Genomic DNA, 12,412 nt, shown 5'->3' with positions numbered 1-12,412 from the left:
ATCCTTCCGGCTGTGAAACCCACGCCTGGCAATCGGCAATATTCGATGATCAGGAAGCGGTGCCGCGCATAGGTAGGGTCTACCTGAGGCAGCTATCCAGCACGGTAACCGCGCAGACTGGTTTTCTGAGGCCTGCTGGTCCGGCGGCGAACCTTTGCGGTAAGTAGTACACCCCTTCGCCAACGGCGCAGCTAGGAACAAAAAGTACGAAGGATGGCGCAGTTGAGCCGGATCTTTTTGTAGGTTCCTCCAAATTCACCTACATATCTCCGGGTCTCCGTACGTTCTCACTCAGCACGACGTCTTGGACGTGCACGCCGTTGCCGGGGCCGGGCCACAGTGGAGTGCCGTAGCGGGTGCTCCAGTTCCACTCTCGAGGCGCGCTGAGCGCGTGATCCATGGTGAAGAATCGGCCGACGCGGTCGATCGCCAGCACCTCGTCATCGTCCGCCGACAGTTTTCACAACCATCCCAGTGATCCGAAAACAATGAGAGCCACCGCGTCGATTCCGAGGATCGCGCCCACGACGACGGCCTTGGCGCGCACCGTGGGCAGATCGTACACCCAGAAGCAGGCCGCGAAGAACGGCACGTAACCGATCAGCCAGATCAGCGGCGGGAAGCTCGCCTGCCACCAGGACCAATCCCAGGTCAGCACGCCGATCTTATTGAGCACGATCTCGACGCCCACAGCCAGCGCCGCGTTCACTGCCACCAACACCGGGCGGTTGGGCAGCCCGAAGACGCGTATCTCGCGCGGCGGCAACAGCTTCGCGGCGGCCACGCCCATGATCGCGAACATGAAGCAAATCTCGATATTGAGGCCGATCAGGATCTGATAGGCGGTGGGCCCGGTCGCGCCCCATACCGGCGCACGACCGGTGCCGTGGAAGACCAGGGCGTTCCAGATCTCGTTGAACCAGTCCATCCCCCACAGCGCCAGCCCGCCGAACAACACGTTCCAGTTCCGGCGCTCCACCTCGGTGGCATACACGTAGAGGACGATGAGAAGTAGCGGGATCACATACCACTTGAACTGGCTCGAGTCCCGAACCAACTCCAGCGCCGCACGAGCATTATCGGTCACTGGCCAGCCTCTCTTCCGATGACCTATAAGCCCCGAGAGTGTGTTACATCGCTACACTCATTGTCAATCTGTCAGCTTGTTTTCGGCACCGGCACGTGAACGCCGAGAGCTACCGGAATCGGCTCGGCCCGCGGGCTGCGAGCACCGGACGCGGCGCTGTTCCGCCCGAGTCACGCTGTGCTGTATCCGGATTCGTTCGGCAGTCAACGCGCGGTCAGGCGTGAGAATGGGGACTCACGATGCGATTGAGGGCCACCAGATCCGATTGCAGGGCGTAGAAGGTGCGCAGGGCGACGGCGAAGGCGATAAGCCCACCGACACAGAGGGCTACCATCGAGCCGATCACCGTGTGCTGCTGTTGCGGAGTCAAGAACATCAGCCCTAGTGGAACGCCGATCAGCGGAACCGAAGCTGCCACACCGAGATACATGCGGCTGCGCTGGATAAGCCGATGCAGCCGGATGGCATCGTCGGGGGAGAGGTGCCCGGCGGCGACCAAACCCGGGTAGTACCAGCGCAGTACGAAGAAGGTGGCCGGAAAGTAGGTGTACACGACCGCCACCGTGGCTGCGACGAGGCTCGAGGCGATCAAATTCGCCAGCAGCCCGCCCGGCATCGGCCCCAGCGACAGCAGCTTCACCAGGAAGATACCCATGGCCAGGATCCATCCGGTGAACGCGACTGCCGCGATCCGGTCGGCACAGGCGAGGGTGTCGGCGCGCGCACGCGCGAGGGTGGTCTCGTCGAAGTGTTTGCCCCGGCGCAGGCCGTCGGGCACCAGGAAGACATTGCGGCACCAGTACAGCAGTCCGGCGATGGCGACCGGATAGGAGATCCCGATCACCACGTAGCCCAGGTGGGTCAGCCGCCCCGCAGCCTCGGAGCCCAGTTGGAGTTGGATCAGCCGGACGTTGTGCGCCGACAGGTACAGTCCGGCCGCGACTTGGCCGATCATGCTCGCCGGAAGCACCACCGGAATCGGCCGCATGCGCAGCCGTGCCCGCAGGCTGTGTGCGGGCGGGTCGACCAGGTCTCTGGCCACCCGGTCCTGGCTCAATTCGAGTCGCTGGGCGAGTTCGGCGCCGCTGGGATAGCGGTCGGCGGGGTCGGGCGCAAGGCAGGTCAGTAGTGCATGACACAGTAGGGCCGGGCAGTCGGGAGGAAGGTCGGCCTCCAACGCATCGACGGGCCGGCGGCGTCGATCGATCATCGCCTGCAGCGATTGCTCCGATTCGCCGACTATGTTCCCGTCGTCGAACGGCCGCCGTCCGGTGAGTAGCTCCCACAGGACCACCGCCAGCGAGTAGAGGTCGCTGCGGGTATCGAGATCGGCGGCAGTGGTCGCCAGGTTGGGATGGCAGGCCTCTAGCTGTTCGGGGGACATGTAGGCCAGGGAGCCGCCGAAGTAGGCGACGGGATTCGCGCCGGGTAGGTGACGGCTGAAGCTGATGTTGAAATCGGCCAGTTTGGGCTGGCCATCGGCGGTCAGCAGCACATTCGCGGGTTTGATGTCGCGGTGCAGCACACCGTGGTGGTTGGCGTAGTCGAGCGCGGCGGCCAAGCGGGCGCCCAGCCAGGCCACGGTTTCCGGCCAGGTGAGCTGTTCCAGTTCCGCGCGCGCGGGCGAGGGCTGGGGCTCGAGCACGCCGCCGGTCGCGGTCGCGGAGTCGATGGCCTGCAGCAGCAGCTTGCCGGTGCGCCGCTCCGGTGGGGTGCTGTTCAGCAGTCGCAGCACGCCCAACAGGGTGCCGCCGGGCACGTATTGCATGTACATCAGCTTCAGATGCTGTTCGGCGAGCTGACGCTGATCGAAGACACGAACGATGTAGTCGTGGTCGAGCTGGGCCAGCGTCTGCGGTTCGGCGCCGCGGTCGCGGGAGATCTTCACAGCCACCAGTCGGCTCAGCGATCGCTGCCGAGCCAGGAATACGCGCGCGAAGGCGCCGCTGCCCAACGGCAGCAGTAGATCGAAATCGTCGACGGATGCGCCGGTATTGATGGAGTCGAGAGCATCGACGGCCGTGGGGTCGGCCAGCAGTGTGCTGCGCAGACCGCCGACATCGAAAGTCTCGGTGATGCAGGCCATCTGGGTCGGATAGTCGTGCTCGTACTCGGTGAGGTCGACGTCATTGCGGCAGCTGCGGGCACTGATCTCCTCATAGATGAGATCGGGCGGCAGCGGGGCAGTGGCCAATTCCGGGAACTGTTCGCGATAGTCGGCGAGGCGCAGCGCGTCGTCGCTGCGCTGCCACCGTTCGTGCAGATCGACTTTGATCAGTTCGATCAACGTGGTCCGCCGCAGCGCGGGCTCGATCGGCAGGTGGGCGGAAAGATCGGGTGGTTCGCTCGATGATTGCCAGTCTCCGGCGAACTGGGCAACCAGAGTCGTCAACGCGGTCTGCGTTGCCGTCGCGCGGGTCGCACCGGCGCCGAGTGCGCTCGCGCCGAGGTCCTCATCCATCGTCGCTCGCTTCGAAGTGGCTGATCGCGGCCCCGCACCGACGGGTATTGGATCCCTCCGGCGAGTAACCGGCACTTCACAAACAGCCTTACGCCCTTGTGTCTATTTGTCCACCCCCGGCCCCGATGACTAATGACGCCATCGCCTCAGGGATTTCGTTCAATCGCCCGCTGTGTCAGTAGAAGCCTCCTGGCCGGGAAGCTCTTCGATGCGCCGCGCCCACACCAGCAGCAGGACGCTCACAATCAGCACCCAGGCGGGAAAGGCCAGCGTGACCCACATCGAGAGCTCGCTGACGATCAGCAGCGCGAGTCCGGCCAGATAGGTGATCACCACCAACCAGCGCGGCATCAACCCCGTCTTCAGCCAAATGGTGGCCAGCGAAATCATGAACACCGCAGCCATTCGCAGTGCGTATGTCTTGCTGGCGGACAGCATCATCATCTTGCCGAATTCGATCACCTCGAGGTGTGCACGCGGGTCGGCAACGCCCTGTTTGGTGGCGGTCAAACCGGCGGCGACCGCGGTGGCCACGAACATCATCGCCAAGAAAAGCAGTCCGCTGCCCAGGAAGACCGTGGAAAAGAACCGGTCCTCGAGGCGTCCGAACCCGTCACGCATTACACCGATGAACCACAGAAAGCTGATCCCCGCGAACGGCATCAGCACGGTAGCGATTTCGATGCCGGAACGCTGGCCGTTCAGCCATCCGCTCGAATCCCCAACGCGCTCGGGCATTCTTATGCGAAGGAGCACCAAAATGATGCCGAACAGAATGGCGAAAACGATCCCCGCGCCGGCGGCGGCTCTCGGGGTGGACAGTTGGCGCAGCGTCGATCCGGATGGTTGCGCGGATGACATAGGCATGGCGTCATTCTGGCAAAACGACGCGTCAGCGGGGGTGTTTTCGCGGGTCACGGCGTGGCGTCAGGTTCCGCGCGCCGAGCAAATGCGGCATTTCCGGAAAATATCGCCCATCGACCCGCCATGTCGTGGTTGCTGAGAGAATGCTGGGGTGCGTGGAGGCGGGGTTTCCGCAGCGGATGCGGTACCGCTACTGGGGCAGTTGAGGACAACAGGATCAATGGCGAACGGACAGCTCTCGTTACCGGAGGTGGAGTATGGCCAGGAAGTTCGAGGGAAAGATCGCGCTCGATATACGTGATTCGGAGCCCGACTGGGGACCTTTCGCGGAGCCGAAGGCACCGAAGGGCGCCCCGAATGTGCTGTACCTGGTGTGGGACGACATCGGGATCGGCACCTGGGACTGCTACGGCGGTCTGGTCGAGATGCCGAATATGAAGCGCATCGCCGATCGTGGTCTGCAGTTCACGCAGTTCCACACCACCGCCCTGTGTTCACCCACTCGTGCCTCCTTGATGACCGGTCGGAATGCGACTTCGGTCGGGATGGCGACCATCGAGGAGTTCACCGACGGGTTCCCGAGCATGTGTGGTCGCATACCGGCCGAAACCGCACTGTGCTCGGAAGTTCTCGCCGAACGCGGGTGGAATACGTACGCGGTCGGCAAATGGCATATGACACCGCTGGAAGAGGAGAATCTGGCCGCGTCCAAGCGGCATTGGCCGCTGGGACGCGGTTTCGAGCGGTTCTACGGTTTCCTCGGGGGAGAGGCCGACCAGTGGTATCCGAATCTGGTGTACGACAACCACCCGATCCCGCAGCCGTACCCACCGGAAGACGGATATCACCTGTCGAAGGATCTGGCCGACAAGGCGATCGAGTTCATTCGCGACGCGAAGGTGGTCGCCCCCGACAAGCCGTGGTTCACCTACCTGTGCCCGGGCGCCGGGCATGCGCCGCACCACGTGCCACGGGAATGGGCCGACAAGTACCGCGGCCGGTTCGATATGGGCTACGAGAAGTATCGCGAGATCGTGCTGGAGAACCAGAAGCGCATGGGTCTGGTGCCCGAGAACACCGAACTGTCGCCGATGAATCCGTACGCGAATGTCACCAGCGCAGACGGCAAGCCGTGGCCGATGCTGGACACGGTGCGAGCGTGGGATTCGCTGTCGGAGGACGAGAAGCGGCTGTTCCGGCGGCAGGCGGAGGTGTTCGCCGGATTCCTGTCCTACACCGACGCGCAGATCGGCCGACTGCTGGACTATCTCGAGGAAAGCGGCCAGCTGGACAACACCATCATCGTCGCCTTCTCGGACAACGGCGCCAGCGGCGAGGGCGGTCCGAACGGCACTGCCAACGAGATGAAGTTCTTCAACGGCTACCTCGACACGATCGAGGACAGTCTGGGCAAGCTCGACGAGCTGGGTTCGCCGACCACCTACAGCCACTACAGCATCGGGTGGGCGATGGCGTTCAACACCCCGTACAAGCTGTACAAGCGATATGCCTCGCACGAAGGCGGCATAGCCGACCCGTGCCTGATGTCGTGGCCGGCCGGGATGGCGGCCCGCGGCGAGTTGCGCCACCAGTACCTCAACGTCTGCGATATCACCCCGACCGTCTACGACCTGCTCGGCATCACGCCCCCGGAAACGGTGAAGAATGTGAAGCAACGGCCCCTGGAAGGGGTCAATTTCCGGGCGTTGTTCGATGACCCGAACGCGGACGTCGGCAAGCACACGCAGTTCTATTCGATGCTGGGCACGCGCGGGATCTGGCATCGCGGGTGGTTCGCCGACACCATTCACGCGGCATGCCCGTCCGGCTGGGGACATTTCGACCAGGACCGCTGGGAACTGTTCCATATCGAGCAGGACCGCAGCCAGATGCACGACCTTGCCGACGTTCATCCCGAGAAGCTCGAGGAGATGAAGGCGCTGTGGTTCTCCGAGGCCGAGAAATACAACGGCATGCCGCTGAACGATCTCGACGTCATCTCCATGATGACCCGCTACCGCCCGACCTACGGCGCGAAGCGGGACAGCGCTGTCTACTATCCGGGCGTCGCGGAGGTGGGACCCGGTGCGGCGCTGGAGATTCAGGGACGGTCGTTCGCGCTGCTCGCGGAGGCGACGATCGACAGTGCCGATGCCGAGGGGGTGCTCTTCGCCCACGGCGGCAGACTCGGTGGACACACCTTGTACGTCAAGGACGGCCATCTCTGTTACACCTACAACTTCCTCGGCGAGGAAGAGCAGACCATCGTCTCCGATCGAACGGTACCGCTGGGCGACCACATCCTCGGGATCCGGTACGAACGCCAGGGAACCCGCCCCGACAACTTCACACCCACCGGTGAGGCCGTCCTGTACATCGATGAGAATCCGGTCGGCTCACTAGAGGACATGCGGACCCAACCCATCGTGTTCTCCGGCGTCGGGGAGGGAATCCGCGTCGGCCGCGACAGCGGTCAGTCCGTTTCCACGCGCTACCGCTCACCGTTCCCGTTCACCGGCGGAACCATGCACCAGGTCATCGAGGACGTGAGCGGCAAACCCTATCAGGATCTGGAAATGGCTGCGGCCGCGGCATTTTCGCGCGACTGAGGGAGGTCCATGGCTACCGTGATCCGCGCCGATCTACGCCGCGGCATGGTCCGGATATCCGGCGGCGACTTCGCGATGGGGTCGGACGACTTCTTCCCCGAAGAGCGGCCGGTGCACCGGGTGCGGGTCGATCCGTTCTGGATCGATTCGCACCCGGTGACCAACGCCGCGTTCCGGCGCTTCGTGAAGCAGACCGGCTACGTCACGATCGCCGAACGAACCCCCGCGGCCGAGGATTACCCGGACGCCGAACCGGAGAGCCTGATACCCGGCGCACTTGTGTTCCGGCCCACCAGAGGACCAGTGCCGCTGGACAATTGGCGCCGCTGGTGGCGATATTTCCCCGGGGCGAACTGGCGCCACCCGCACGGGCCCGGCAGCACACTCGACGGGCTCGACCGCCACCCGGTCACCCAGGTCGCCTATGCCGACGCGGCGGCATACGCGGCCTGGGTCGGCAAACAGCTGCCCACCGAGGCCGAATGGGAGTATGCCGCTCGCGGCGGACTGGACGGGGCCACCTACGCCTGGGGCGAGGAGTTCGAACCCACCGGCCGGCGGATGGCCAATATCTGGGTCGGCGCCTTTCCCTGGCAATTCCACCCCGGCCGGGGGCAGACCCGGATACCCGGCACCACAGCGGTCGGTACCTATTCACCCAACGGTTATGGCCTGCACGACATGACCGGCAACGTCTGGGAGTGGACCACCGACTACTTCCGCCCTCAGCACCCGACGCCGACCTGCTGTGCTCCACGCAACCCGCACGTGGACACACCCGAATCGACAGCGCCGCAACGCTTTCCACGCCGCATCATCAAGGGCGGCTCGTACCTGTGCGCGGCAGACTACTGCCTGCGTTACCGGCCCGCCGCCCGACAAGGTCAGACCGAGGACACCGCCACCTGCCACCTCGGCTTCCGATGCGTTGTGCGCGACGGTGAGTCGTGACGGACGGACGTGCTGTCGAGGAGCGTGGAAACGGCGCCTCGGGCAACTGGCGTGGACTGGGTTGGTTCAGTGATGGCTTTGCGTGTCGGCGTGTTGGGATGTGGTGCCGAAGATACGGAGGTGATTGCCCAACCCGGCGATGAGCGCGCCGATGACGATGCCGCTGAGCCATTGGCCGGTGCCGAACACGTTCGCGATGCCGAGTAGCGCGTGGGCCAGGATGACGAGTACGCCCGTTCCGATCAGCAGGGTGGGCAGTGCGCGGTCCCGCGCCGGGGAGGCGGTCCGGGTGTCGGCGGTGGTGTGCAGTTCGAAGACCGGGTGGTCGGCTGCGGCACGGGCGAAATCGCCGGGACCGGATTCGGTGTCGAGACCGAGGGTTTGGCGCAGCACAAGTCCGCCGATCGGTTTGGACAGCCGTGGTCCGGCCACGGATTCGAGGATGGTGGCGGCGGTGGCGGCCGGTACCTCGGCGGCGGTGAACTCGACCAGTCGGCGTCCCCGCGTCAGTGATCCGCGCCCCGCGGCCCGCAGGTTGTGCACCCAGGCGGCCTCGGCGGTGTGGGTGGCGATGAGCCAGCGGCGCCCGTCGTGTTCGAACACGTCGACCGGGTTCGATCTCGGGACTCCGGAACGTCGGCCCGCAACTGTCAGCATCATCACCGGCCCGAGCCGGATTCCGCTTCGCAGCAGCAACCTGATGGCTTGGCCGACGGCGGCCAGGATGGGTCGCCGCAGCGGTGACCGGTGCCGATGGGGCTCTGGACGCTGGTGTGCCGTGTATACCGTGCGAGCAACAATGGCCAGTACGGCTGCGGCGGCACCGGCCACCGCGACGACGATCGCGATTGTGATCATGACGGGTTCTCTCCTGTTGTCTCGGTGGCGTCTTGGTCCGGGGTGATCGATTCGGCGAGCAGCACCATCTCCGGCTCATGTGAGCGGCGGGGCGTGCCGGTTCCGGCGAGATGGCGATGGAATGCGTCGTCGTGGCAGGTCGCCGCGACCAGATGTGCGACGGATGCGCAGTCCGCATCGCGGCGGACCCGGCCGAGGCGTTGCTCGGCCCGCAGGTACCGCTCCACGACACCGGGCGGATCGACCAGCGGCCGGGTCGCCGGCAGTCGCGCGATCTGCGCGCGAATCTCCAACATCAGTCGTTCGTCGGAGAACGCTGCCGCCAATAGGGGCACCAGGTCGTCGAGTACTCGCACCGCCCGGTCGACGAACCAGCACAGGTTCTGCGCGACGGTGTCCCGGCCGGCCCGCTCCGCGAGTTCGCCGACGGCGTCGGTCAGCGTCGCGGCGCGATCCACGACGGCCGCGGCCACCAGTTCGACCCGATTGCCGAAGTAGTTGTACAGCACGCCGCCGGACAGCCCGGCCTCCTCGGCGATGGCCCGGGTCGAGGCTGCCGCAAGCCCTCGGGTGTCGATCACCCGCCGAACGGAGGCCAGGATGTGCGCCCGCACCGCATCCGGATCACCGCCGGTCGTGGCCATGACAGCTGGCGGCAGTGGCCTAGGCATGGGCGCCCCGCACGCGCGTTGACACAGTTATGAGCATGCGCTCACAATAGCAGACGTAGTGAGCGAGTGCTCATAACAGACTAGAAACCAGGAGAAGTGCATGATTACCAGCCGCACCCGCACTGTCATCGTGATCGTCGTGCTCGGCATCGCCCTTGCCGCGCACGTCCTCATCGGTACCGCGGTCGGAGCTGCCCTCTACCCGTGGCTAGGTGCTATCGGTGTCGCAATCCTGGTGGTGGCAGTCCTTTTCGGCCACTACGGCGCCTATCGTGCCGCGACCCGGCGCCGCACGATCAACCGCCGAACCTGAGGGAGAACGGCGCTGTTGCCACGGTCCGCATGTCCGCGCGGAAATCGAAAGTCCAATGACAGCCTTTGGATACCGATGGGCGGAGCGGGAAGCTCAAGGCTGATCGGGGTGTAACCGCTGCAGGGGTCGGGTGAGAGAGCGGGCGTGTCGCTGCATGTCGGCCCAGGGGTCGCCGTGTTCGGCGATTCGTTTGGGCACATCTCGGATCGTGAAGCGGTCGGGTTGCATTGCGCGATCGTCCAACTCGTGCCACTCGAGCGGGGTGGCCACCGGGGCGCCGGGGCGGGCCCGCACCGCATACGGGGCGACGGCGGTCTGCGCGTAGGCGTTGCGCATGACATCGATGTACACGCGATCACCGCGCTTGTCCTTGCGGATTTCCACCGTGCGCTGCGCGGGATCGTCGTCGACGACCACCTCGGCGACCGCACGCGCGAACCGGCGTGTGGTATCGAAGTCGGTGTCGGCCCGCAGCGGTGCGACGACGTGCAGGCCCCGCGATCCGGTGGTTTGGACGTAGGTGGCCAGCCCGAGATCGTCCAGAACGTCGGCGCACATGCGGGCGGTTGCTCGTACCGCGTCGAAGTCCCGGTCGGAGGGGTCCAGGTCGAAAATTAGTCGATCGGGTGTGTCGCCCTCTCGGGACAGCCATGCGTGCGGGGTGATGCAGTCCTGGTTGGCCAGCCACACCAGTGCCTCGCGGCGGTCGGCGATGGGATGCACGACGGTGCCGCCTTCTTTGCGAACTTCGGCGCGCGTCATCCAGTCCGGCATCGACGAGTCGGCGAAGTCCTGTTGGACGAAGCCCTGTTCGTCGATGCCGCGCGGATACCGCCGCACGGCCAGCGGCCGCCCCCTCAGATGCGGCAGCATCACCTCTGCCACCTCGGAGTAGTAGTCCACGAGATCACCTTTGGTAATGCCGTCGCCGGGGAAAAGTACCCGGTCGGCGTGGGTGATCTCGATGTCGATGCGTGCCATCAGCGAGTCTCCTTCACCACGTCGTCGGCGTTCTTGTCGATGCGCAGTCCGGTGTAGCGCGGGTGGCGCAGTTTGCCGTCGCGGGTCCATTCGGTGAATGCCACCTGCGCTACCAACTCCGGTCGCACCCAGCGGGCATCGGGCTGGCGGACCAGGTCTCGGGTGAACGGTGGGCTGTGCTGTTCGATGCCCGACAGCTGGTCGTGCAGGCTGTGCAGTGTCGCGGTGTCGAAGCCCGTGCCCACCTTGCCCGCGTAGACCAGGTCGCGTCCGCTGTGGTAGCCCACCAGCAGCGCTCCCAACCCGATTCGGCTGCCGCGCGGTGCGGTGTAGCCGCCGATCACGAATTCCTGGTCTCGTACGCATTTGAATTTCAGCCAGTCGGTCGAGCGGCGTCCGGCATAACGCGAGTCGGCCGACTTGGCGATTACGCCCTCGTCTCCGCGTGCGCACGCCGCTCGGTAGGCGGCCTCGCCGTCGCCGACTCGGTGCTGGCAGTAGCGCAGCGGATCGTTGAAATTAAATGCGTTGCGCAGCAGTCGTTTTCGCCACAGCAACGGTATCTCGGTGGTCGTATACCCGTCGAGATGCAGAAGATCGAACAGGTAGTAGAAGACGGCGATTCCCGTCGCCCTGGCTTCATCCGGGTCGGTGATGCCCAGGCGGTGCTGCAGCCGCGCGAAACTGGTCCGTCGTCCCTCGAATGCCACGACCTCGCCATCCACGACGAACCGCGACGATTTCTGTGCGGCGAGCGCGTCGAGAACCTCGGGATAGGTGCCGTCCAGCGGTTGCCGATTGCGCGACAGCAGCCGCACCCGCTCACCGTTGCGGAAAGCCAGGCAGCGCATGCCGTCGAGTTTTCGTTCGAAGATCCAGTGCGGATCGGAGAAGCGCTTATCGGTGAGCGTGGCCAGCGTCGGCGGCCGCCAAGCGGGCACGGTCTCGGCACGCATCGCCGCACGCAATTCCTCCGGCAAGCCATCAATCATCACGACTCCGATTGCGACAAGTCGTCAAGGGTCCGTCCGGACAAGACCGATTCCGGCTGACTGCGCACCGGTCGACGGCGCGCGTCGGCGTCGGCGTCGGATTTCTTGACCAGCAGCCATGTCTCGCCCTTGCCCTGCCGGATGCGGGTGAGCGCGTAGCCGCCGCGCAACTTCTCGCCGTCGAGCGTGAACGACAGGTGCCCTCGCTCCAGAGACTGCGCCATCGCGTGTGGGCTGTCATTGTCGTACGTCCCGCGGTCCCACACGATGACGCGCCCGGCGCCGTATTCGCCCTCGGGAATGACGCCCTCGAACGTCTCATATTCCAACGGGTGGTCCTCGGTGCGGCGGGCCATCCGTTTGTCCTTCGGGTTTGTCGATGGCCCCTTCGGCACCGCCCAGGACACCAGCACGCCATCGATCTCGAGCCGGAAGTCGTAGTGATCGGTACTCGCCGCGTGGTGCTGGATCACGAAATGCGGCGCTCTGCGCGCCCCCCGGCGCCGCCGTCCGCGGGGTTCGGGACTGTGGCCCGACCGCTTTTTCCGGTACTCAGCCAAGCTCATATCCAGGCCCTACCCGCTGCACGAAACCGGAAACCGTCGCGGTACACCGACAAGCGGTC

At 65.2% G+C, this 12,412-nt stretch carries 12 protein-coding genes; 3 read left to right on the top strand and 9 right to left on the bottom strand.

Annotation, left to right across the window (positions count from 1 at the left end; genetic code table 11):
- Positions 1 to 259: 259 nt before the first annotated feature.
- The 4 genes from ACHQ4I_RS25615 to ACHQ4I_RS25600 all read right to left on the bottom strand — a co-directional run bounded on the left by ACHQ4I_RS25615 (position 260) and on the right by ACHQ4I_RS25600 (position 4,409).
- Positions 260 to 436, bottom strand: coding sequence for a hypothetical protein (locus ACHQ4I_RS25615; RefSeq protein ID WP_420774386.1), 177 nt, complete (start codon positions 434 to 436; stop codon positions 260 to 262).
- Positions 437 to 460: 24 nt separating this feature from the next.
- Complete coding sequence (locus tag ACHQ4I_RS25610) at positions 461 to 1,087, bottom strand: hypothetical protein (RefSeq protein ID WP_420774385.1); 627 nt, start codon at positions 1,085 to 1,087, stop codon at positions 461 to 463.
- 214 nt (positions 1,088 to 1,301) lie between these two features.
- Positions 1,302 to 3,548, bottom strand: coding sequence for a serine/threonine-protein kinase (locus ACHQ4I_RS25605; protein WP_420774384.1), 2,247 nt, complete (start codon positions 3,546 to 3,548; stop codon positions 1,302 to 1,304).
- Between the two features lie 159 nt (positions 3,549 to 3,707).
- Positions 3,708 to 4,409, bottom strand: a complete 702-nt coding sequence (locus ACHQ4I_RS25600) for a hypothetical protein (protein ID WP_420774945.1) — start codon at positions 4,407 to 4,409, stop codon at positions 3,708 to 3,710.
- A gap of 260 nt (positions 4,410 to 4,669) precedes the next feature.
- Between ACHQ4I_RS25600 and ACHQ4I_RS25595 the strand changes: the two genes are divergently transcribed.
- Both ACHQ4I_RS25595 and ACHQ4I_RS25590 read left to right on the top strand, forming a co-directional pair.
- Positions 4,670 to 7,021, top strand: a complete 2,352-nt coding sequence (locus ACHQ4I_RS25595) for an arylsulfatase (protein ID WP_420774383.1) — start codon at positions 4,670 to 4,672, stop codon at positions 7,019 to 7,021.
- 45 nt (positions 7,022 to 7,066) lie between these two features.
- Positions 7,067 to 7,972, top strand: coding sequence for a formylglycine-generating enzyme family protein (locus tag ACHQ4I_RS25590; RefSeq protein ID WP_420774944.1), 906 nt, complete (start codon positions 7,067 to 7,069; stop codon positions 7,970 to 7,972).
- Between the two features lie 66 nt (positions 7,973 to 8,038).
- Here the strand turns inward: ACHQ4I_RS25590 and ACHQ4I_RS25585 are convergent, their stop codons facing one another.
- Together ACHQ4I_RS25585 and ACHQ4I_RS25580 are read right to left on the bottom strand one after the other, a co-directional pair.
- The gene (locus ACHQ4I_RS25585; protein ID WP_420774382.1) at positions 8,039 to 8,830 is read right to left on the bottom strand and encodes a nitroreductase family deazaflavin-dependent oxidoreductase; all 792 of its coding nucleotides are present in this window, start codon (positions 8,828 to 8,830) and stop codon (positions 8,039 to 8,041) included.
- A complete protein-coding gene (locus ACHQ4I_RS25580; RefSeq protein ID WP_420774381.1) occupies positions 8,827 to 9,501 on the bottom strand; it encodes a TetR/AcrR family transcriptional regulator in 675 nt (224 codons plus the stop codon). Before ACHQ4I_RS25580 ends, ACHQ4I_RS25585 begins: the two co-directional genes overlap by 4 nt.
- A 100-nt stretch (positions 9,502 to 9,601) precedes the next feature.
- Between ACHQ4I_RS25580 and ACHQ4I_RS25575 the strand changes: the two genes are divergently transcribed.
- The gene (locus ACHQ4I_RS25575; RefSeq protein ID WP_420774380.1) at positions 9,602 to 9,814 is read left to right on the top strand and encodes a hypothetical protein; all 213 of its coding nucleotides are present in this window, start codon (positions 9,602 to 9,604) and stop codon (positions 9,812 to 9,814) included.
- Between the two features lie 93 nt (positions 9,815 to 9,907).
- Here the strand turns inward: ACHQ4I_RS25575 and ligD (ACHQ4I_RS25570) are convergent, their stop codons facing one another.
- The 3 genes from ligD (ACHQ4I_RS25570) to ACHQ4I_RS25560 are packed head-to-tail and all read right to left on the bottom strand — an operon-like array spanning position 9,908 to position 12,353.
- On the bottom strand, positions 9,908 to 10,795 hold the full coding sequence (gene ligD / locus ACHQ4I_RS25570) for a non-homologous end-joining DNA ligase (RefSeq protein WP_420774379.1): 888 nt from the start codon (positions 10,793 to 10,795) through the stop codon (positions 9,908 to 9,910).
- Positions 10,795 to 11,787, bottom strand: coding sequence for a non-homologous end-joining DNA ligase (gene ligD / locus ACHQ4I_RS25565; protein ID WP_420774378.1), 993 nt, complete (start codon positions 11,785 to 11,787; stop codon positions 10,795 to 10,797). Before ligD (ACHQ4I_RS25565) ends, ligD (ACHQ4I_RS25570) begins: the two co-directional genes overlap by 1 nt.
- Positions 11,787 to 12,353 (bottom strand): DNA polymerase ligase N-terminal domain-containing protein, encoded by a 567-nt coding sequence (locus ACHQ4I_RS25560; protein WP_420774377.1) that lies wholly within the window; start codon positions 12,351 to 12,353, stop codon positions 11,787 to 11,789. Before ACHQ4I_RS25560 ends, ligD (ACHQ4I_RS25565) begins: the two co-directional genes overlap by 1 nt.
- Positions 12,354 to 12,412: the final 59 nt, after the last annotated feature.

It is taken from the genome of Nocardia nepalensis, from assembly GCF_048910785.1.
Classification (GTDB): Bacteria; Actinomycetota; Actinomycetes; order Mycobacteriales; family Mycobacteriaceae; genus Nocardia; species Nocardia nepalensis.
Note: the sequence above shows the minus strand (reverse complement) of the source record. Positions and strands in the feature narration are given on the sequence as shown.